This is a genomic window from Bradyrhizobium sp. cf659 (assembly GCF_900113725.1).
Classification (GTDB): domain Bacteria; phylum Pseudomonadota; class Alphaproteobacteria; order Rhizobiales; family Xanthobacteraceae; genus Bradyrhizobium.
In genome coordinates this window covers 40,871-61,052 of record NZ_FOQJ01000019.1, presented here as the reverse complement: position 1 = coordinate 61,052, position 20,182 = coordinate 40,871, and the positions used below count along the sequence as shown (strand labels likewise).

25 protein-coding genes are annotated in these 20,182 nt (G+C 65.0%); 8 read left to right on the top strand and 17 right to left on the bottom strand.

Annotated elements, in window-relative coordinates:
- Positions 1-282 precede the first annotated feature (282 nt).
- Positions 283-690 (top strand): ACT domain-containing protein, encoded by a 408-nt coding sequence (locus BM118_RS38940; RefSeq protein WP_092193178.1) that lies wholly within the window; start codon positions 283-285, stop codon positions 688-690.
- Positions 691-718: 28 nt separating this feature from the next.
- On the opposite strand, the gene BM118_RS38935 is transcribed toward BM118_RS38940, so the two are convergent.
- From BM118_RS38935 to BM118_RS38925, 3 genes are all read right to left on the bottom strand, one after another.
- A complete protein-coding gene (locus tag BM118_RS38935) occupies positions 719-1,117 on the bottom strand; it encodes an NUDIX hydrolase (protein WP_092193176.1) in 399 nt (132 codons plus the stop codon).
- Between the two features lie 12 nt (positions 1,118-1,129).
- Positions 1,130-1,531 (bottom strand): RidA family protein, encoded by a 402-nt coding sequence (locus BM118_RS38930; RefSeq protein WP_092193174.1) that lies wholly within the window; start codon positions 1,529-1,531, stop codon positions 1,130-1,132.
- Between the two features lie 174 nt (positions 1,532-1,705).
- The gene (locus BM118_RS38925; RefSeq protein ID WP_177235077.1) at positions 1,706-2,551 is read right to left on the bottom strand and encodes a cell envelope integrity EipB family protein; all 846 of its coding nucleotides are present in this window, start codon (positions 2,549-2,551) and stop codon (positions 1,706-1,708) included.
- A 246-nt stretch (positions 2,552-2,797) separates the two neighbouring features.
- Between BM118_RS38925 and BM118_RS38920 the strand changes: the two genes are divergently transcribed.
- The 4 genes from BM118_RS38920 to BM118_RS38905 all read left to right on the top strand — a co-directional run bounded on the left by BM118_RS38920 (position 2,798) and on the right by BM118_RS38905 (position 5,980).
- Positions 2,798-3,265 carry a RidA family protein gene (locus BM118_RS38920; protein ID WP_092193170.1) on the top strand — a complete coding sequence of 156 codons (468 nt, stop codon included), beginning with the start codon at positions 2,798-2,800 and terminating at the stop codon, positions 3,263-3,265.
- A 10-nt stretch (positions 3,266-3,275) separates the two neighbouring features.
- Entirely contained in the window at positions 3,276-4,022 is a 747-nt protein-coding gene (locus BM118_RS38915; protein ID WP_092193168.1) for a glycerophosphodiester phosphodiesterase, read from the top strand.
- 228 nt (positions 4,023-4,250) lie between these two features.
- Positions 4,251-5,492 carry a GNAT family N-acetyltransferase gene (locus BM118_RS38910; RefSeq protein WP_092193198.1) on the top strand — a complete coding sequence of 414 codons (1,242 nt, stop codon included), beginning with the start codon at positions 4,251-4,253 and terminating at the stop codon, positions 5,490-5,492.
- A gap of 59 nt (positions 5,493-5,551) precedes the next feature.
- Positions 5,552-5,980, top strand: coding sequence for an HIT family protein (locus BM118_RS38905; RefSeq protein WP_092193166.1), 429 nt, complete (start codon positions 5,552-5,554; stop codon positions 5,978-5,980).
- Between the two features lie 127 nt (positions 5,981-6,107).
- On the opposite strand, the gene tsaA is transcribed toward BM118_RS38905, so the two are convergent.
- The 4 genes from tsaA to BM118_RS38885 form a co-directional block, all read right to left on the bottom strand.
- Positions 6,108-6,599 carry a tRNA (N6-threonylcarbamoyladenosine(37)-N6)-methyltransferase TrmO gene (tsaA, locus tag BM118_RS38900; protein WP_092193164.1) on the bottom strand — a complete coding sequence of 164 codons (492 nt, stop codon included), beginning with the start codon at positions 6,597-6,599 and terminating at the stop codon, positions 6,108-6,110.
- Between the two features lie 31 nt (positions 6,600-6,630).
- A complete protein-coding gene (locus tag BM118_RS38895; protein ID WP_027548116.1) occupies positions 6,631-6,981 on the bottom strand; it encodes an AzlD domain-containing protein in 351 nt (116 codons plus the stop codon).
- Positions 6,978-7,718: an AzlC family ABC transporter permease gene (locus BM118_RS38890; protein WP_092193196.1), complete on the bottom strand. Its 741-nt coding sequence runs from the start codon at positions 7,716-7,718 to the stop codon at positions 6,978-6,980. Before BM118_RS38890 ends, BM118_RS38895 begins: the two co-directional genes overlap by 4 nt.
- A 239-nt stretch (positions 7,719-7,957) precedes the next feature.
- The gene (locus BM118_RS38885; protein ID WP_244550340.1) at positions 7,958-8,980 is read right to left on the bottom strand and encodes a lytic transglycosylase domain-containing protein; all 1,023 of its coding nucleotides are present in this window, start codon (positions 8,978-8,980) and stop codon (positions 7,958-7,960) included.
- Between the two features lie 39 nt (positions 8,981-9,019).
- Between BM118_RS38885 and BM118_RS38880 the strand changes: the two genes are divergently transcribed.
- Positions 9,020-10,036: a TRAP transporter substrate-binding protein gene (locus tag BM118_RS38880; protein ID WP_177235076.1), complete on the top strand. Its 1,017-nt coding sequence runs from the start codon at positions 9,020-9,022 to the stop codon at positions 10,034-10,036.
- Positions 10,037-10,111: 75 nt separating this feature from the next.
- Here the strand turns inward: BM118_RS38880 and BM118_RS38875 are convergent, their stop codons facing one another.
- From BM118_RS38875 to BM118_RS38845, 8 genes are all read right to left on the bottom strand, one after another.
- Positions 10,112-10,312: a hypothetical protein gene (locus tag BM118_RS38875; protein WP_092193161.1), complete on the bottom strand. Its 201-nt coding sequence runs from the start codon at positions 10,310-10,312 to the stop codon at positions 10,112-10,114.
- Between the two features lie 45 nt (positions 10,313-10,357).
- Positions 10,358-10,600 (bottom strand): hypothetical protein, encoded by a 243-nt coding sequence (locus BM118_RS38870; RefSeq protein WP_027548121.1) that lies wholly within the window; start codon positions 10,598-10,600, stop codon positions 10,358-10,360.
- 60 nt (positions 10,601-10,660) lie between these two features.
- Complete coding sequence (locus BM118_RS38865; RefSeq protein ID WP_092193192.1) at positions 10,661-11,959, bottom strand: glycoside hydrolase family 130 protein; 1,299 nt, start codon at positions 11,957-11,959, stop codon at positions 10,661-10,663.
- Between the two features lie 34 nt (positions 11,960-11,993).
- Complete coding sequence (locus BM118_RS38860) at positions 11,994-14,279, bottom strand: glycosyltransferase family 4 protein (protein WP_092193159.1); 2,286 nt, start codon at positions 14,277-14,279, stop codon at positions 11,994-11,996.
- Complete coding sequence (locus BM118_RS38855; protein ID WP_092193157.1) at positions 14,276-15,202, bottom strand: class I mannose-6-phosphate isomerase; 927 nt, start codon at positions 15,200-15,202, stop codon at positions 14,276-14,278. Before BM118_RS38855 ends, BM118_RS38860 begins: the two co-directional genes overlap by 4 nt.
- Positions 15,203-15,214: 12 nt before the next feature.
- Complete coding sequence (locus BM118_RS41995; protein WP_177235075.1) at positions 15,215-15,373, bottom strand: hypothetical protein; 159 nt, start codon at positions 15,371-15,373, stop codon at positions 15,215-15,217.
- Positions 15,374-15,448: 75 nt separating this feature from the next.
- Positions 15,449-15,697 (bottom strand): hypothetical protein, encoded by a 249-nt coding sequence (locus tag BM118_RS38850; RefSeq protein ID WP_092193155.1) that lies wholly within the window; start codon positions 15,695-15,697, stop codon positions 15,449-15,451.
- Positions 15,698-15,753: 56 nt separating this feature from the next.
- A complete protein-coding gene (locus BM118_RS38845) occupies positions 15,754-15,948 on the bottom strand; it encodes a hypothetical protein (protein ID WP_092193153.1) in 195 nt (64 codons plus the stop codon).
- A 300-nt stretch (positions 15,949-16,248) separates the two neighbouring features.
- On the opposite strand from BM118_RS38845, the gene BM118_RS38840 reads away from it, so the two are divergent.
- On the top strand, positions 16,249-16,887 hold the full coding sequence (locus BM118_RS38840) for an HAD family hydrolase (protein WP_092193151.1): 639 nt from the start codon (positions 16,249-16,251) through the stop codon (positions 16,885-16,887).
- Here BM118_RS38840 and BM118_RS38835 read toward each other — a convergent pair.
- Entirely contained in the window at positions 16,884-17,924 is a 1,041-nt protein-coding gene (locus tag BM118_RS38835; RefSeq protein WP_092193149.1) for a phenylacetaldoxime dehydratase family protein, read from the bottom strand. The two genes, BM118_RS38840 and BM118_RS38835, sit on opposite strands and share 4 nt — an antisense overlap.
- 27 nt (positions 17,925-17,951) lie before the next feature.
- On the bottom strand, positions 17,952-18,968 hold the full coding sequence (locus BM118_RS38830; protein WP_092193147.1) for a carbon-nitrogen hydrolase family protein: 1,017 nt from the start codon (positions 18,966-18,968) through the stop codon (positions 17,952-17,954).
- A gap of 197 nt (positions 18,969-19,165) precedes the next feature.
- Here BM118_RS38830 and BM118_RS38825 point away from each other — a divergent pair, with 197 nt between their 5' ends.
- Positions 19,166-20,122, top strand: coding sequence for an AraC-like ligand-binding domain-containing protein (locus BM118_RS38825; protein ID WP_092193145.1), 957 nt, complete (start codon positions 19,166-19,168; stop codon positions 20,120-20,122).
- Positions 20,123-20,182: the final 60 nt, after the last annotated feature.

Here is a 20,182-nt window from a genome sequence, read left to right as displayed (position 1 = left end):
GTTTCCAGGAACGGAGTTCGGATCTGACTAGACCCGACAATGAGGTGCCACAAGCCGTTGAGCTTCTGAATGACGACGTTCATTTGAGCTTCCTCGCAGTGACCCGAGTGGACTCAAATTGTAAGAATCTCCCGCCGTCGCTCAATTGTACCAGCGTAAGGTCAGCGTATGAGAAAGATTAGACGAGATATACAAAGGTATGTTGGCCATGGCTCAAACAGCTTCCGGCGTCGATAGCTTCGCAAGGGCTCAAACGATCCCGCCCGCCCAGGGGCTGGCACCGTGACAGGCGAACGCGACCTCAACGCGCTATTGAGAAACATGAAGCCGGAGATGCAGCCCGGCACGTTCGTGTTCTGCACGATCCCACCCGGCGAGCGCATTCCCGCGACAGTCGATCCGCTGCTGACGTTCCACGAGCAGGAAGGCACCACGCTGGTGATCCTGCGCGAAGAAGCCGAGGCGTCAGGCTTACGCCACGCGTTTGCCTCGCGCCTGATCACGCTGACAGTCCACTCCGCGCTCGATGCGGTAGGCTTTCTGGCGGCCATCACGGCGCGACTGGCCGACGCCGGCATCAGCGTGAACGCCGTATCGGCCTTCCATCACGATCATCTGTTCGTGCCCGCTGACAGGGCCGATGAGGCGATGGCGCTGCTGCAGGAGATGTCCAAAGCGAAGCCCTCCTAGCCGGGATGGAGCGTAGCGCAATCGGGATTCACGAACACAGCGGAAGCAGCTTGTCGCGCGTGAGGGGCGCGAGTTTTACTGCTTCAGGCGTGGACGGATCGAGCCAGAGAATCTCCTCGATCTCGGCTCCCGGAGCGACCGGATGCGCAATGACGATACGGAAAACCTCCGCATCGACCTGCCGGCCCGGCTCATTCGCGGCAGGCGCCGTGTATCGCCCGACATAGGTCATCTCGCTCGGATCGATATCGATCCCGAGCTCCTCCGACAATTCGCGCCTCAGCGCGGCCTGCGGATGCTCACCGGTCTCGATCTTTCCTCCGGGCTGCATGAAGCTTTCGGTGGCCTTCTTCCTGACCAGCAGGACACGTCCATCGCTCCTGCTCATCAATGCAGCAGCGATCCGAATGGAATTCTGCGACGTCATTCCGTCCACACCTCAATCCGCGACCGCCACCGCCTCGATCTCGATCAGCCATTCCGGCGCGGCGAGCGCGGAGACGCCGACGAGCGTGGAGGCCGGCGGCTCCATGCCTTCGAAGAAGGCCGAGCGGGCCTTGCCGATGATCGGGCGCAGCTCAGGCTTGTAGTTCACCACGAAGGTCGTGATCTTGACGATGTTGGCATAGCTCGCGCCGGCCGCCTTCAGCGCCAGGCCGAGATTCTGCATCACCTGCGTCGTCTGCGCGGCGAGATCGCCCTCGCCGACGATCCGCCCCTCCTCGTCGGTCGACACCTGGCCCGAGATGTAGATGGTGCGCGCGCCCGTGGCGGTGACGACGTGGGAATAAGCGGGATTGTGATGCAGGCCGCTGGGGCGGAGATGGTCGAGCTTGGGCATGGTGCTTGCCTCCCGGAGTTTGTGGTTGGGAGAGAGCGTAGCTGGAGAGGCCGCTGAGGGCTAGCCCGTCATTGCGAGGAGCTCTTGCGACGAAGCAATCCAGAATCCTTCCGCGGAGGCAGTCTGGATTGCTTCGCTTCGCTCGCAATGACGGAGGAGAGAACGGCGACCCCTTCAATTACAGGGCTTGCTGTCCTTCACGTCGAACTTGCCCATCGCGCCGGAGATGACGAAATCATTGTAGTCGAGCACGAGCTGGCGCGAGACGCCGTTCTCATAGAGCTCGAACGCCATCGCATAGATCGGCGTCTGCTCGCCCTCCTTCTGCTGGGCCTCGCGGTCGAAATAGCTGACGGTGACGGGCCAGCGCTTGAGCGATTTCATGTGCTCGTCGGTGGTCGACGGATCGGTCGAGGTGGTACGGTCGGCGGGGATCGGCTGGCCGATCACGGTCAGCGTGTTGTAGACCTTCTGACCGTCGTCGGAGCCGTCATAGACGGACAGCTCCAGCAGCGATTTGCCGTCCCTGGCGGCGGCGATGATGCGCTGGATCTGCTCGGTCGGGAACACGATCTTGCCGTCGAGCGTAAAGCTCTTCGGCGCCGGCAGCTTCAGCTTGACGTTGATGTGGTCGCCGTCGCGCTCGGCCGAGCCGTCGACCCGGCCGGCGTCGGCCTCGTTCATCCGCGTCTCGATCTTGAAGCGGTAGCTCTTGCCCGCAGCATCCTCCCAGGAATTGGAGCGGAGGTCGCTGAGCGTGACCTTGCCCTCGCCGCTGTCGAGCTCGGAGACCTGGCGGAATTCGGAGGTGTAGCCCTCGCAGGAGCTTCCGGTGAAGTTGTAGAGGATGCGGCCGCGCGCGCTGTTGACCGAATTCGAGCGCGATTTGACGAGGCTGAGGTCATAGAGCGCCTGATGCGCGAGGAACGGACCATTGGCGGCCAGCGCCCCGCCGCATGGGCCACAAGCGGCCGCCGCGAGCGCCATCACACCGAGCGAAGTCCGGAAAAGGTGCATCATGTCTGTTCCTTGAAGATGCGTCCTTGGGGACAGCAGATTCGACATTTTAATGACCGTTCCATTGCGTCGCAACTGAGGCCGTTTCACGTAAAGTTGCGGCCCCCGCCCTGAACCGCCTGCCCTGCCTCCACAAAATGCAGCCCGCCGGGGTTGCTTGCATGTGGCGGCACGATGGGCGAAACAGGACGCATCCGGCCGCCAATGGGACGCGCCGGGGTGGATGAATTTTGGACAACGAGGTCGAAGATGGCGGGCACGGTCGAGCAGAAGCTGGCGGAACAGGGCATCAAGCTGCACGAGGCGCCCACCCCCGTCGCCAATTACGTGCCGTTCGTGCGCACCGGCAATCTGCTGTTCGTCTCCGGCCAGGTCTGCTTCGATCCCGCCGGCAAGCTGATCGCCAAGGGCAAGCTGGGTGCCGGCGTTTCGATCGAAGAAGGCGCCGCGGCGGCGCGCGGCTGCGCCGTCAACCTGCTCGCCCAGGTCAAGGCGGCGCTCGGCGATCTCGACAAGGTCGCGCGCGTGGTGCGCCTCGGCGGCTTCATCAACTCGGCGCCCGATTTCCTGGACGGGCCGAAGGTACTCAACGGCGCCTCCGACCTGATGGTCGCCGCCTTCGGTGACAAGGGCCGCCACGCCCGCACCACCGTCGGCGTCGCCTCGCTGCCCGCGGATGCGGCGGTGGAGGTCGAGGGCGTGTTCGAGGTCGCCTGAGGCCAGCATCGTGCGCGCCCCTGATTGGCTGACAGCCCGGCCGGTCGCCCATCGCGGCCTGCACGACATTTCCCGTGGCATCGTCGAGAACATGCCGGGCGCGGTCCAGGCTGCGATCGCAGGCAATTTCTCAATCGAGGTCGACATCCAGCTCTCCGCCGACGGCGAGGCCATGGTTCATCACGACCATGCGCTCGGCCGCCTCACCGAGGCCACCGGCGAGGTGGTCGACAAGACCGCGGCGGAACTGAGGGCGGTCAGGTTCAAGGACACGGACGAGCGGATGATGTCGCTGTCCGACCTCTGCGCCATGGTCGCGGGCCGCGTACCTCTGGTGATCGAGGTGAAGAGCCATTTTGGCGGCGACCGCAAGCTGGTGAAGCGGATGGCCGAGGTGCTGGCGTCCTATCAGGGCCCCGCGGTCGGCATGTCCTTCGATCCCGACCAGGTGCTGGCGCTGCGCGAGCTGCTCCCCTCCCGCCCGCGCGGCATCGTCGCGCAGCGCACCTATGAGGACGAGTACTGGGCCAAGCTCACCGAGGCGCAGCGCGACGGCATGCTGTACCTGCGCCACGGCTTCCAGACCCAGCCGCATTTCGTCGCCTTCAAGGTCGACCACCTCCCGGCACCCGCCCCCTGGATCGCCCGCAATGTATTCGGCTGCGCCCTGCTCGGCTGGACCGTCCGCACGCCCGAGCAACGGACCCGGGCCGGGCAGTATGCGGACCAGATGATCTTTGAGGGGTTCGTGCCGTAGCCCTAGGGTCGTCCTGGCGAAAGCCAGGACCCATTACCCCAGGGAGGAGCCGTGGCCCGAAGCTGCAACTCCGAGTCATCGCCAAATCAAATCCTGTGGGTATGGGTCCTGGCTTTCGCCAGGACGACTCGGGATAGATCTCTGCACAATCGCTGGTACCGCGTTTGCGTCAGCACCTCAGTTCCCGCCCTCTTGAAGTCGCTGCTGCAATGCACGATCTTGGACGCGATGGCATCATCCGAAATCACGCTCGAGGCCGTATCGTCCATTGGCGAAGTGTCGCCCGAAGAGTGGGACGCCTGCGCAAATCCCGGCAAGGCTTGCAACGGGCATGGCAGGGGATCCTCATCCGGGCTCCCAGGCGATTCGGCCGGTCTCTTAAAGCCTGCCTATAACCCGTTCGTCTCGCACGCGTTTCTCTCCGCCGTCGAGAAATCGGGTTCAGCGACCATCCGCACCGGATGGGGACCCCGGCATCTCGTCGCCAAGATCGACGGCCGCGTCGCCGGCGTCGTGCCCTGCTATCTGAAATCGCATTCTCAAGGCGAATACGTCTTCGACCGCGGCTGGGCCGACGCCTATGAGCGCGCCGGCGGGCGCTATTATCCGAAGCTCCAGGTCTCGATTCCCTTCACGCCGGCGACCGGGCCGCGGCTCCTCGTCCGCGACGGCGTCGACCGCGAGCGCGTCACGGAGGCGCTGGCGAGCGGGCTGGTGGCACTGTGCGGCGTCAGCAAGGCCTCCTCGGTGCACGTGACCTTCGCGCGGGAGGCGGAGTGGAAGCTGCTCGCCGGGCACGGCTTCCTCCAGCGCACCGACCAGCAGTTCCACTGGCACAACGAGGGCTTTGCGAGCTTCGACGATTTCCTCGCCACCCTGAACTCGCGCCACCGCAAATCGATCAAGCGCGAACGCCGCGACGCGCTCGCATCCGGCGTCACCATCCACTGGCTCACCGGAAAAGACATCACCGAGGAAGCCTGGGACGCCTTCTTCGAATTCTACATGGAGACCGGCTCGCGCAAATGGGGCCGCCCGTATCTGACGCGCGAGTTCTTCTCGCTGATCGGCGCGACCATGAGCGAGGATGTGCTGCTGGTGATGGCCCGCCGCAACGATCGCTGGATTGCGGGCGCGATCAACTTCATCGGCTCGGACACGCTGTTCGGTCGCAACTGGGGCGCGGTCGAGCATCATCCGTTCCTGCATTTCGAGGTCTGCTACTATCAGGCGATCGACTTCGCGATCAAACGCGGCCTCCACAATGTCGAAGCCGGCGCGCAAGGCGAGCACAAGATCGCGCGCGGTTACTTGCCGAAGACGACCTATTCCGCCCACTTCATCGCCGATCCGGGCCTGCGCCGCGCCATCGACGACTATCTCAAGCGCGAGCGCGCCTATGTCGCCGAGGCCGGACGGGAGTTGGCCGAGCTCGGCCCGTTCCGGAAGGGCGCCGACGAGGCGCCTTGACGGTTCGCCGTCGCTGGTGACAGTAAGCGCAAAATTCCGAGGAGCGCCGAGGAGCTGATATGACCGCCTACGACCCCAACAACATCTTCGCAAAGATCCTGCGCGGCGAGTTTCCCTGCCACAAGGTCTATGAGGACGAGCACGTCTTCGCCTTCCTCGACATCATGCCGCGCGTGCCGGGCCATACGCTGGTGATCCCGAAGGCCCCTGCCCGCAACATCCTCGACATCAAGCCCGACGACTACGCCCATGTCGCCCGCGGCGCGCACAAAATCGCCGTTGCCGCGATGAAGGCGTTCAAGGCCGACGGCATCACCGTGCAGCAGTTCAACGAGCCGGCCGGCGGACAGGTGGTGTTTCACCTGCACATGCACGTCCTGCCGCGCCACGACGGCGTGCAAATGCTGCCGCCCGCGAGCCGCAAGGAAGACGTCAAGGTGCTGGAAGAGAACGCGACCAGGCTGATCGCGGCGCTGAAGGCGGGCTGATCGTTTCCACGCTGTCATTCCGGGGCGACGCGAAGCGTCGAGCCCGGGATCCATTCCACCACCATCTCTGTCGCCCGATGGATTCCGGGCTCGCGCCAAGAGGCGCGCCCCGGAATGACGGAGGAAATTACTCCGTCTGGAAATCCCCGGCTTGCGGCGCGGCCAGTGGCGTGAACTCGCAGCGGTCGGGCTTGATGTCGATCAGCGGCGTGTTGTCGAGGCAATCGAGCCCGCGCACCAGAATGGCATTGCCCTCGATGCCGACCAGCTTGACGATCGAGGTGCCGATCGGGTTGGGCCTGACCGGCGAGCGCAGCGAGAACGTGCCGCGGGTCTTCTCGTTGTTCTTCGGGCTTTGCAGGATGATGTCGCGGCGCGACTTGTCGAGCCAGTAGAGCACTTCGAGATTGCTGTAGAAATCGACGCCCTTGATGGCCGGCACGAACGGCTCGAAGATCTCGAGGCGGCAGATCGGGCCGTCGTGCCGCCCCTGCCGCGGCGTCTCCAGCCGCGACGTCCAGGGCGTGCGGATGCGGCCAATGAAGACGAGACCGGCATCCGCCGTCGACGGCAGCTCGATGGCGACCTCGCCCTCGCGGAGCTCGTTTTCGCGAACCATATTTCCTGTTCCTTGCTGTTCGGCGGCGGTTTTAGCCCAACCACCACTTGCCGGCCAGCATGAAGACTTCGCCGGCGACCACGCCTGCAAAAATCGAGCGGCGCGTCAGCAGGAAGACGACCAGACCGGCACCGACCGCGCCATAGCGCAGGACATCCGGCACGCTGGCCAGTGCGCCCGGCGGCTCGACCACGATCTGGGCGATGACGCCGGCCAGGATGGCGGTGGCGACCGCCCTCACCCAGACCAGCAGCTCGGAACCCTCGTCGATGCCGCCGCCGAACCACAGGCCCAGCATGCGCCAGATCTGGTTGGGAACGACGCCGGCGACGAACAAGACTGCGAGCGCATGCCAGTCGCCGATGAGCTGTGCGAAACTCATGCGCGCACCTCCCGCCACCAATGCACGCCGTAGGCGATCGTGCCCGCCACCACGCCGCTGACGAGGATGTCGAGGCCGGAGTTCATCTTCGCCGCCAGCGGATAGAGCAGAATCCCGAGCGCCAGCGCGACCACGTCGGCGACCTCGCGGCTGTTGCGTGCGGTCGAGAACAGGAAGGACAGCGGGGTCAGCAGCAGGATCGCCGCTCCAAGCGTTTGCGTCAGGTTGGCGGCGAGGAAATAGCCGACCGTGTTGGCGGTGAGGCATACAGAGACAAGGCCGCAGCCGAGCCCGTGGACGAAGGCGATGCGCCGCTCGCGCGGCACCTGCGGCAGGAAGCGGTGGCATTCGACCCAGAGCGTCACGGCGGTGAGATGCGCGGCGAAGACCAGTTCGCGCCGTTTCGTCGTCGGCGTACGCATCAGTGGCAGCACCGAGACCACCATCGGAAACAGGCGGATCGCACTGACCGTCACCGCGATCGCCGATTGGATGACGGTCGCGCCCGAGCCGAGCGTCGTGATCAGGATGATCTGCGCTGGGCCTGCCCAGACGAACAGCGTCGAGCAGAGAGCCCAGAGCAAGCTGAAATGGCTGTCGTGGGCGAGCGCGCCGATGCCGAGATAGGTCACGAACAGGACGACGGTGAGGATCGTTTGCGTGATCGAGCGCAGCCCCCACGCAAAGGCGCGCCAGGGACTTTGCCATTGAGGTGAATCGAGCGGAGGAAGCGCCACGGGACGGCCGGCCTGAATGAAGAATCGTGCCGGCATAACGGGCAACGCGGGCGGCCGCGTCAAGGAAGGGCGCGGCGGGGCTGGCATGCGCGCGGCCAACACCCTTGCCGTCATTCCGGGGCGCGCCCTCTTGGGCGCGAGCCCGGAATCCATCGGGCCGCATAGATTGTTGAGCAATGGATTCCGGGTTCGCGCCAAGAGGGCGCGCCCCGGAATGACGAGAGGAGAGAGACACGCCCCTACCCGCTCACACCCCTATTCTTCAGCACGAAGCAGGCGCCGCCAGCCTTGCGGATGCGGTTGCACAGATCATCCGCCTCGCTGCGCGTATCCGCACCGATGCGCACCTGGTAGAACGCGCGCGTGCCGCGGCTGCGCATCACCGAGCTCAGCAGGCTCGGATCGCGCTCGCCGATCACGGCGCTCAGCCGCGTGACGGCGCGGGAGTACATCGCCAATGCCCTGTTGCGGTCGAAGCCGGCGGCAAGCTGGACGCCCCAGATCTTCGCGGCGGCCAGCTCTACATGCTGCTCGAGCTCGGCGACGAACGGATTCGGCGCGCGCTTCAACAGGGCCATGAGATCGCGGCAACTCGTCGGCGGCACGCTCGGCGGCCCCTTGCCGGTGCTGCCGGCCTTCGCCCAGGCCTCCACCGTCGCGCCGGTGATGGCATAGACGTAATTGCGGGTCTGCTCCGGCATCGGGCCGGTGCCGGCGAGCCATTCCTGCACGCGGCGCGGCCCGGCATTGTAGGCGGCCGCCGCAAGCCCGAGATTGCCGAACTGGTTGCGCAGCTCATTGAGGAATTCGGCGGACTTCGGCAAGGCCTGCACCGGGTTGAAGGGATCGAGCAGCCCGCGCTCGCTCGCGGTGCCCGGCATGAACTGCGCGATCCCCTGCGCATGCTCGCCGCTGCGCGTCATGGGCCCCACCGCATCGGCCTGGAAGCGGCTCTCCTGCCAGATCACGCGGGCGAAGAATTCCAGCGGCAGATTGGCGTCCCGCGCGGCCGCCTCGACGATCAGGCAGATCGACTCCCGCGTGTCGCTCTCGCGCGCATCCGCGGCCTTTTGCGGCGGTGTCGCCAGCTCCTCGACGCTCGGCACCGCGACGTTGGTCCTCGCGGGCGAGCTGTCCCCTGCCGCGACCTCTGTCGCAGAGGCCAGCAGCGCGGCAACGACGAGTGATGCAATTCGCGCCAACACTGCCCACGCATCGATGTGGCGCACGCCGGCGCGGCATGCAACAAGATGATCCGCCATGTTGTGGCATCGTGCCATGGTTTGACGAGTTGCCAATATATGCTGCCTGCCCTGCTTCTCCCAATGCGCTCCCCCTCCAGGCGGATCCGCGCGATCCTTGCCCTCGCCGCCCTGGTCCTGTCCGCCGCGCCGGCCCTGGCGCAGGTCAGCTGGCGGATGACCACGGAATATCCGCAAAACAACATTTCCGGGATCGGGCTCACCACTTTCGCCGATCGGGTGGCGGCGCGCACAAACGGTTTCGTGAGCGTCAGCAACGCCTTCGACAACGAGCTCAAGATCAACTCGGGCGAGATGCCGCGTGCGGCGCTCGACGGCCGGATCGCGGGCGGGGATGCCTTTGCGGGCGCGCTGTCCGGCCTCGACCCGGTGCTCGGGCTTTCGACCCTGCCCTTCCTGGTGCAATCGGTCGACGTCGCCCGCGCCACCAATGCGCGGGCACGTCCACTCTACGAAAAGGCGTTCGCCGCCCGCGGTCTCAAGCTGCTCTATCTGACGATCTGGCCGGCGACGGGCCTCTGGTCGGATCATGCGCTCGCAGGCGCCGACGATCTGCCAAAGCTGAACCTGCGGGCCTATGATGCCAATTCCAGCGCGGTGATGCGCACGGCCGGGGCCAATGCGCAGTTCCTGCCGATGGACGCGGCGCTCGCCGGCCTCAGGGAACATCGGCTGAATGCGCTCCTCACCTCGGGCGACGGCGGTGCGGGACGCAAGCTCTGGGACTTCCTGCCGCATTTCACCGCCATCAACTACGCGATGCCGGTCTCGATCGCCTTCGTCCGCAGCGAGGCCTTCGCCGCGCTGTCCGAGCCGATGCAGCGCGAGGTGATGGCCGCGGCGGCCGAGACCGAGCAGAGCCAGTTCGCACTGCTGGCCCATCGCACGACCGAGAACTATGCGCGCATGCGCGACAACGGCGTCAACATCGCCGAGCCCGCGCCGCCGTCCCTCGTCACCGCACTCCGCAACGCCGCGACGGACGCGATCGCCACCTGGGAGACCCAGGCCGGCGCGGATGCGGCGGCGATCGTCGAATGGGCGAAACAGCAATAAGGGGAACGGTGGCGGCCATCGGCATATCGCGACTCGCCTGCGATGAAGCGACCGCTGGCCTCGCCTGTCGCTGCGTCAGTTTTTGACGGGCACCAGGTTTTCACCGCTGATGGCGCGGTCGAGAGCGTCGATCAATGCCTGAATCTCCACGAACTTGTTGCGCGCCCGCTCGGCCGTGTCGCGCACGAAGGGAGCGGCCAGCACCTTTGCATGCGCGTCTCTATCCTCGATCATGCGATCGCGGGCCTTCTTCAGGGTTTCAAGTCGCTCGCTCATGTTAGGCTCCTCTGCAAAATATCTTCGCGGTCGCAACCAGTGACTTCAGTCGAAGCCCGCCGGAAGCTCGCCTTTCCGGAAAAACACCGTCGGCTCATCGTCATAGTCACCCATTTCGGCATCGCCGCTGGACGAGAACGCAACGACGCCGAGCTTGCTCAAGGCCAGTCTCTCCGCCGTTCGCAGCGCGCCGCTTTCCGACTTGCAGACGATCGGAGAGTCGGCCTTGAGATTCCCGCCCTTGCCGGCGTTGAATGCCTGCACGACGTAGGTTGTTTGGCGGACCATGACGCCTCCTCTGACCCTGTTAGCAAACGGAATTGCCGTCAACGACTGCGAACGCCGCGCTCAGCGTCGCATCGCTTCCATGAGCGCGGAAATCCTGATCGTTGCAAAACTGGAGAAGGTGTCCGACACGGCATATGGCAAGATGATCTGGTCATTCTGCCTCATCGCACCGCAGGTATAGACGACGTTGGGGACATATCCTTCGCGCTCGGACGGTTCAGGCCGCAACAGCGGCTCGCTCGAACGCGCCAGCACCCTGGATGGGTCGCGCTTGTCGAGCAGCGCCGCACCGATCGAATATTTGCGGACGGGGCCGACACCGTGCGTCAGCAGCAGCCAGCCTTCGTCGAGTTCGATGGGCGACCCGCAATTGCCGATCTGGACGAACTCCCAGGGAAACTGCGGTTTCAGAAGGGCCTGGCCGCCTTCCCATGTGGAGAGATCGTCCGAATAAACCAGATACAGGTTCTCGTTGTCCTGCCGCGCGATCATGGCATAGCTGCCGCCGATCTTGCGCGGGAACAGCGCCATGCCTTTGTTGTGTGCCGCAGCCCCCCGCAAAGGCGTCAGTCGAAACGACATGAAATCGCTGGTCTCGATCAATTCGGACCGGATCGCCCGCCCGCTGTAGGCCGTGTAGGTCGCGTAATAGGTCTTGTGATCGCCGTCGCTGAATTGGACAAAGCGCGCATCCTCGATGCCGTTCGATTGGGATTCGGTCACGGGAAAGATGACACGCTCGCTGAGATCTTCCTCGGGCCTGAACGTCAGCTCGACCCGGTCGCCGTCCGGGCCGGATGCGCGATGGCTGATCCGCGGGAGCGAGGCAAGGCGCGCCGTCGGATCGACGGCCAGGCTCCCGTCAGCCGCGATCGTTCCGGTTCGAAACGTCAGCGACGACACGTGCCCTTCGCCGATGGCCCGGAGACTGATGACGAAGCGTTTGCCCCCCGCCGGGGCACCGGATTGATCAGGGTGCGGCACGATGCTGGGATTGAACAAGGCAGAAGCCTCGAACGAATACTCGCTGAGAAAATAAGCGCCGATCAGCTGGCGCTGGGTTTTCGAGAAGATGCCATGCGTTGCAAAAGCATCCTCCATATCATCGGCGCGGGCCTCGAACCTCTCCAGGAGGTTGCGATGTCGGCCCTCGAAATTGTCCAGGACGTCCGCGAGCTGCGCTGCAACGGCTTCCGAGCTGAGTGCGAGAACCCGCTCGACGATATGATTTGCGCGCATCTTGTCGGTCGGATTGAGATCGCGCGGTTCGGTCGCCGGCTTGAACGGCCGCACGATGACCCGCGCGGGATCGGGACGCAGATGAAGCCCCTGCCGGTTCAGGAAAGAAGGTTGTGACACGGTATCCTCGGCTCGCTGGATGAGATGGTGAAGTTCAGGCGCCCACGGCGCGCAACGCAATGGGCCTCGTCAGGCTCGTGGTGACGCGTGCAAGCTGGCGCATCTCGGCAAGGCCGAGGAGATAGCAAACCACGGACTCGCCCCCACGGTTTTCGTTGGCGCGATCGGGGTGCAGGCCGTCGCGGCAACTGCCGGTGAGCGGATCGACCAGCGCCACCGCGAGATCATTGCTGCCGAGAAACCAGGCGAAGGCCCGCGTTGCCATGGCTTTCCATTCGGCATCGCCATCCGCACGCCACGCCGTGAGGCAGGCCGCAATCGTCGCCGTTGCTTCCACCGGCTGCTGATCGAAGGCACGAGGATGTTGCCGCTGCTCGCCGAAGCCGGCGGTGCCGACCGGCCGGAATTGACCTGCCGCGGTCGTTTGTTGCGTCATGAGCCAGCTCAGCGACCTCAATCCGGCATCGAGATATTGAGGCGTTTGCGTCGCCATGCCCGCGAGCATCAGGGCCTGCGGCAATCGCGCATTGTCATAGGCCAGCCCTTCCTCGAACCACACCCAGTCCGGCGTCTCCACCGACGCCAGACAGGACATCAACCTGTCGGCGAGGGAATGCCGGACCTCCCGGGCGCGAAGATCGTCCGGCGCCACGGCGCAATATGCGTCCAGACCCAGCAGCATGAATGCCCACGCGCGGGGCGAGCGAAAGCTCTCCGCGATCGACAATGCCTGCGCGAATAAGGCAGCAGCCCACTGGCGCCGCGCCGGGCTCGCGTCCGTGCGCGCCGCCTCACCCAGGGCCCATAGCGTTCGCCCGTGACTGTCTTCGGAGCCCTTGTCTTCAAGCCAGGTGCGATTGAAGCCCATGAAGTTGCGAAATTGCCCGGTGTCGGGGTTCCACGCGTGCTGCACGAAGGCGGCAAAGCGGGCCGTCAAGACCTCCGACAGGGGTTGCTCGCCCGGATTGTTGAGGGCGCAGGCCAACAGCAACGCTCGGGCATTGTCGTCGACGCAATAGCCGTGCGCGCGATCGGGCACCGAGTGCACCGCATGCTGGAACAGGCCGACATCGTCGCACATCGACAGGAAGTGGCCGATCTGCATATCCGGCGGCGCAGGGCCACGCAGCCCCGGCGAGCCCAGGTCGGAGCGCGCAAACACCTTGGGCCGGTGACCTTGCCGTGCCGTCTCGAAGACCGACATGTAACGCTCGGCCGTGCATTCCCACGTCATCATTCGGCTCGCGGCATAGGCGCGCCGGGACATCGCCTGCCGTCGCACGTCGTCGGTGAGCAGTTTCGCGATCTCGCCGCCGATAGCGGCGGCATCGCCGAACGGCACCAGAACTCCGCATCCCTCGGTGAGCAGCTCGCGGGCGTGCCAGTAAGGCGTCGAAACCACCGGCTTCCCCAGTCCAAAGCTGTAGGCCAGGGTCCCCGACGTCATCTGGGCCTCGTTGAGATAGGGCGTGACATAGACGTCGCACATCGAAATGAATTCAAGCAACGTGGCCAGATCGACGAACCGATCGAGGAACACCACGTGATCGTGGATGCCAAGTTCACGCACCCGCGCCATCAAGCCCTCGCGATAGGCCTCGCCCTGGTTTCGAACAAGATTCGGGTGCGTTGCGCCGAGCACGACGTACACTGCGTCCGCGCAGCGCTTCAGGATCGACGGCATGGCATCGATCATGACCTCGATACCCTTGTTGGGTGATAGCAGGCCGAAGGTCAGAATGACCGACTTTCCCGCAAATCCGAGCCTGGCCTTCGCTGCGTCGGACCCGACGAAGGCGACATCGGGAATGCCGTGCGCAATCACCTCGATCTTGTCGTCCGGCACCAGGTAGACGTCACGCAACAGCTCCCGGCCCTTGTTGGCCATCACGACGACCTTCGACGACGCATCGACGATACGCTCCACGACGGCGCGTTGCTTGACCGTCGGACTGGCCAGCACCGTATGGAACGTCGTCACGACCGGCATGGTGAGGCGCGACAACAGCACCAGGATATGGGCCCCGGCTTCGCCGCCGAAAATCCCGAATTCGTGCTGAAGGCACACGATATCGAACTGGCCGGCATTGAGGAAATCCGCCGCGCGCATGTAGTCGTCGATATGGCCGTCCTTGATCTGGAAAGCGACCGCCGGAGGATAGTCATAGGCCTGACCGGGATCGGTCATCGCCACGATGCTGGTCTCCAGATCCCCGCGCGACATCGATATCGCCTTCTGCAGGTCGGTCGTAAAGGTCGCAATTCCGCATCGGCGCGGCAGCGAGTTGCCGATGACGGCGATACGGTGGAGCGGCGTCATGTCGGTACCTCGATGATTTCGTTTGATGTCGGCGCATGCCCGGCGGCGGACTTTGTCGTCCGTCCCGTGCAATCCTGCAGCAGGGATGCAATTGGATCCGGTCCCGGATAGGCGAGCAGGATGTTCATCCCGCTCGCGCCAACGTCGATGCCGGCACTATCGGCTTCGATGAAGATTGCCTCTCCGACGGTCGCATTCGCCCGCCCGACGCGCCCCTTCCCGTCGATCACGAGGAGCCAGGCTTCCCGATCGGTATCGAGCTCCCAATGCGAATTGGCCTGGAGCTCGATCCGCTCAAGCACGAAAGGCGGACTCGCGACGAGAACCGTACGACCATCGGTGAGGCGCCGCGCAGGCAATTGCATTGGCGGCGGCCCGGCATCGGAGGCGGCTACGGCGCTGTCCTCATGCAGCTCGCGCTGCCGGCCAAAATCGAACAGGCGGAATGTCGTATCGCTGCGCTGCTGGATCTCGGCAAGCACGATATTGGCGCCGATGGCGTGGATCGTGCCGCCGGGAACGAAGATGACGTCGCCTTGCGCGACAGGACGCCATTGCACATGGCCCGCAATCGAGCCGTCCCTGATCGCCGCGCGCAAAGCCTGCGGCGTGAGTTTCCGCTTCAGCCCCAGTGCAACCCGCGCGCCCAGCGGCGCCGACAGGATGTACCACGCCTCGGTCTTCCCGTTCGGCAAGCCGACGACGTGCGCGAATTCGTCATTCGGGTGAACCTGGATCGACAAGGGCTGGCTGGTGAACAGCAGCTTCAGCAGGAGTGCCGGACTGGCCGCACGCTCGTCCATACGCCCAAACCACAACTCGCCGACCGGATCAGCCGAAGCGTCGATGCTGCTCCAGGGACGGAGATCGACGCGCCCCCAGGGTTTGCGGGCGATCTCTACAGAGGCATGCTCGATGGTCATCTCCTGTCCGGCTCAAGCCAGCCGATGAAATGGCGGCGGCGACGGCTCGCGCACGAGCCCACTGAGATTCAGGGTCTCGTCGCTTTCCCCGATCTCCGAGACAACCTCGCCGACGCGATGCGCGACCATGCTGGGTCGCCCGTCATGGAAGCCAAATTGTGTATGTGACATGGCAGATCCTCCCGTTAATGGCGCTTGTTCACGCCGTCGGCCCGCTGCCACGCCCGCGCTGCCTGGTGACAAGCCTTAACAACCGCGGCAAATATTCTTGAGTTTCGCCGCAGTACGGGCTTCTTCCGCAAGGAACGGATCTTTGTACGGAGCTCGAGATATGTCGCTTTCCGGAGCTGCCGGCTTCTTTGCTTGCGGCGGAAACGCGGCGTCGTAACAGGCCAAGCGTCCGCTCGTGCTTTCGATCGCGCGGCAGTCCGGCTCTTTCGCGACAGCGCTTTGCACGAATGTGCCAAGCGCCAATGCGACAACAAGCATTTTCATGCGATGATCCTTCCTCGCGGAGTATCCGGGCACGCCGTCCGACGCTCTCGCGCTTCTCATGCCTCGAACTGGTCGAACTCGTCAGACAGCAGAATCCGGCCTTGCGGCGTGCATATCCGCACGTCGATATAGCCTTCCTGCAATAGCTCTCTTGCCTTCTTCAGAGCGGCAACCGTCGTGGCGCGGGCCAAGCTGACGTAGCCGCTCTGGTCGCGTCCGCTCACCAGATATTGGAGCGGCGTCCTATCCATGCAGAAAAGCCGCGGCAGCCACCAGGAGCAATAGAAACAGCGGGACGATCACCGGCGGCACGATCCAGTCGGCCAGATTAAATCGAGGCATGCACGCTCCTCCTCGTTCGGCGGGAGCGCTAGTGACCCTCAGTCACCGATAGATGCCATGGGAAGGGCGGTGATCGCATGACTCTACGCTTACACCCCGCCAATAGCGAGCTTTAAAACGGGACGCGCATCGACGAGGCGGCGTTGCCTCGGCCCGCGGCGTCGTTTAGTCAAGCAGCCGACGGCAATATCAACACGGGCACGGCCAGCATGGTTACAATCTATTTCGATCTCGACGGCACCCTGACCAACCCGAAGCCCGGGATCACCCGCTCGATCCAGTATGCGCTCGAGCGCTTGAACCTCGCGGTGCCGAGCGAGGACGAGCTGACCTGGTGCATCGGGCCGCCGCTGCATGCCAGCCTGAAAAAGCTGACGGGAACCGACGACCTCGCCGACCGGGCGCTGCTGCTCTATCGTGAGCGTTTTGCCGATATCGGCCTGTTCGAAAACGAGGCCTATGCCGGCATCATGGACACCTTGGCGACGCTGGCCGCGACGACGCCGCGCATGTTCGTCGCAACCAGCAAGCCCGCGGTCTACGCCACCCGCATCGTCGACCATTTCGGCCTGAAGCCGTATTTCGAGCGCGTGTTCGGCTCCGAGCTCGACGGCACGCGCGTCGACAAGCGCGACCTGCTCCGCTACGCCCTCGACGAGGCCAAGGTCGATCTCACCAGTGCGATCATGATCGGCGACCGCAGCCATGACGTGGTCGGCGCCCGGACCAACGGCATGACCGCGATCGGCGTACTCTACGGCTATGGCAGCGAGGCCGAGCTGCGGGACGCCGGCGCGCATCACATCTGCGCCGCGCATCCGGACTTGCTCGGCCATTGCCTGGCCTAAGCGCGGACCGTCTCCACCGCCGCCAGCATGCCCGTTTTCGGGTGACAGCTTCGATATTCGAAGAACTGCTCGTCTGCTGCCGCTACGGTAACCTCGTGATAGAGCCGCAGTTTGGCTGACGGCCCGAGCGTCGAGAGGTATTTCATCGCCGCGCCGAAGATCTTGACGTGGGTCGGATGTGACTCCGCCCAGCGTTCCAGCGCAGCAAGGCTCTTCCACCAGCTCTGGCCATAGGACTTTTCGCTCACGCTGCCGTCGGCGGCGAGCACATTCATGTAGCGGTTGGCGTAACAGCCGATACCGAGGCCGTCGTCGCGCAGAAAATCCATGCCCTCGCGCAGCACCGGCTCGACGTTGTCGAGATACAGCTCTCGCTCCGACGCCTCGGTGTCACTCCAGTCCTGCCCGGACCGGATCAGGCAGAGATTGTCGTGCGCCGTCACCCGCAGCCGCGCGCCGTCGCGGACCAACTCCGGCGCACCGCCGGGTGCCATCGCGTCGGTCTGCGACAGCGGAATGCGGTCGCGCATGCCACCCCAGTAAGCGTGCTCCTGCACCTCGCCGCTCATAGCCTCCGCAATGACGGCGACACCTTCGGGCCGGTCGAGCGAGGAGAACAGCGTCTCGTGCCGCGCCACAGTGGGACGCAGCCCCTCGATGAAGGTGCCGACGTCTTCCCGCGCCTTGCCCGTCCACACCTCGCGCGCCGGTGCGAACCAGGCGTCGAAGCGTGCGACGTCGTCCCAGTAGGCGACCGAGACAACGTTCTCGTAGCCGGACTGGTCGACATAATGCGCGCGATCCCAATGCGGCGGACCGTTCTCCGCAGCAAAGAGAGCCGCGATCTCCTTCAGCGCGTCCGTCGCGGCCGACGGCGCCACACCGCGATACTGCACGCCGAAATAGACCATCACGACGCGGCTGACGGCGGGCTTGTAGCGCGCCACGAAGGACGGATATGGCGGCTGGTAATCGTCCGGCACGCGCTTGTGGCGCGTGCGCTGAGTTTCAAGATGCAGAGGAATTGCGGATTCCATGGTCGTGCCCTCCCCTCGATCCGGCCATCAGCTCGCCGCCGCGGCGATGTCCGTGGGCTCGACGGTGTCGACCGGCAGTGCGAACTGCTCGACGCGCTGGTATCGCTTCTTGTTGAGCAGCAGCCGCGTGACGTCGGGCCGCGAATAGTGCCCGGCGGGATCGGCCGCATTCTTGGCGACGCCGATGGCGCCGAGGTCGATCTCGGCAATCAGGAGGCCCTCCTGATCCGGCGCGAGCTTGTCGCCGATCTGGCTGCCGTCGGGGCCGTAGATCGCGGCAAAGCCGCCGCCGACGTGCAGCAGCGCGTGCTTGTCGGGCCTGTCGCAGAGTTCGTCGATCATCGCCTGCGACACCGTCGCGCACGGCGCGAGCACGAAGCAGGAGCCCTCCACGGCATAGACACGCGAAGCGGCGTTGTTCACCTCGGCGCCGAGCGCCGGCGCGAAGGGATCGTAGAGCGAGAAGCTCGGCCAGGCCGCGACATGCACCTGCTCGTTCTGGGCGTACATCGCGTATTTCGACAGCGGCTGGAGGTGCTCCCAGCAGCACAGCGCGCCGATGCGGCCGATGTCGGGCCGCGCGTGCACGGCGAGATCGCTGCCGTCGCCCTCGCCATAGACCGTGCGTTCGGCGTGGGTCGGCCGCAGCTTGCGGCGCTTTGCGATGGTCACACCGTCGGGGCCGATCAGCCATTGCGCGAGATAGAGGCTGCCGCCGTCGCGCTCGGACAGGCCGATCACCGCCGTCAGCTTCGCCTTGCGCACGGCATCGCGCAAGCGCTCGGCCTGCGGGCTGTCATAGGACAGCGAATTGTCGAAATAGCGCTGCACAAAGCCGCGGCCGATCGCCCAGGCCGGCGAGTCCATCCAGATGTGCCAGGGGTAGCCGGGGATAAAGGCCTCCGGAAACGCGATCAGCCTGGCGCCCTTCTCGGCCGCCTCCCGGATCAGCGCGATCGACTTGTCGATCGCGGCGTCGAGGTCGAGCCAGGCCGGCGCCGCCTGCACCACCGCCACCTTGTACTTTGGATGTTCGATGCCCATTGCCGCCTCCATTGCCGGTTGATCGCAGACCTCGTCCGATGCAGTCTATTTGGCCAAGCCGGGCGGCCGGGCGCTCGACCAGGGCGGAACAAAAACTCGACCGGGCGGGATCGCCGCCCCGGTACGGAACTTGCCTGCGGTCAGGCCGGATCTGCGCCGACATGCGGTTTTGCTGGATGTGAAAGGGAGGCTTGCCGATGCCAATCCAGTTCACGACGGACGGCAGCCCCGGCTACCGGCGGCTCGCCCTCTGGCAGGACATCGTCTGCGACGTCTTCGTCGGGCTCGACTGCAAGTCCGATCTCGGCAGCGCCTTCCGCGGCTCGGTCACGCAGGCCACGCTCGGCAAGGCCGTGTGCTCCGACGTCTGCTCCGACCGCCAGCACGTGTTCCGCACGCCCTCGCGCATCGCGCGCTCGGACCAGGATTTTGTATTGGTTGCACTCGGCAATCGCGGCGATGGCGGCGTGGTGCAGGACGGCCGCGAGACCGTGATCCATCCCGGCGAGTTCGCACTCTACGACACCACGCGTCCCTACGAGCTGAAGTTCGACGGCAGCTTCACGCAGACCATCTTCAAGGTGCCGCGCGAGATGTTGCAGCGACGGCTCGGCGGCACCGAGACGCTGACCGCGATCTCGTTCGGCACTGATGCGCCGCTCGAGCGGCTCGCCTACGACTTCATCTTCAAACTGTGCCAGAACGCGGACCGGCTCGCGCCGAACAATTCCGCCGCCCTGTCGGAGCAGGCCGTCGATCTCCTGGCGATGGCGCTGAGCGAGCGGCTCGGCAAGACGCCGCTGCCGTCGTCGACGCATCGCTCCGCCCTGCTCTACCGGCTGAAGGCCCACATCCGCGTGCACCTCGCCGATCCCGACCTTTCGCTGGCGGAGACCGCGGCCGCGCTCGGTATCTCGCCGCGCTACGTGAACGACCTCCTCGCCGACGAGGAGACGTCGTTCCAGCGCCATGTGCTTGCCGAGCGTCTTGCCCAATGCCGGCGCGACCTCGCCTCGCCCGTGCTCGCGCACCGCCACATCAGCGAGATCGCGTTTGCCTGGGGCTTCAACGACCTCTCGCATTTCGGCCGCGTCTTCCGCGAACATTTCGGGATGTCGCCGCGCGATTTCCGGCAGGGCCAGCTGCGGCACTGAGCAGCCATCTTCGCAAGCCTTCGTCCTGGGCGAAGACAGCGCTCGCCAATTCCAGATTGT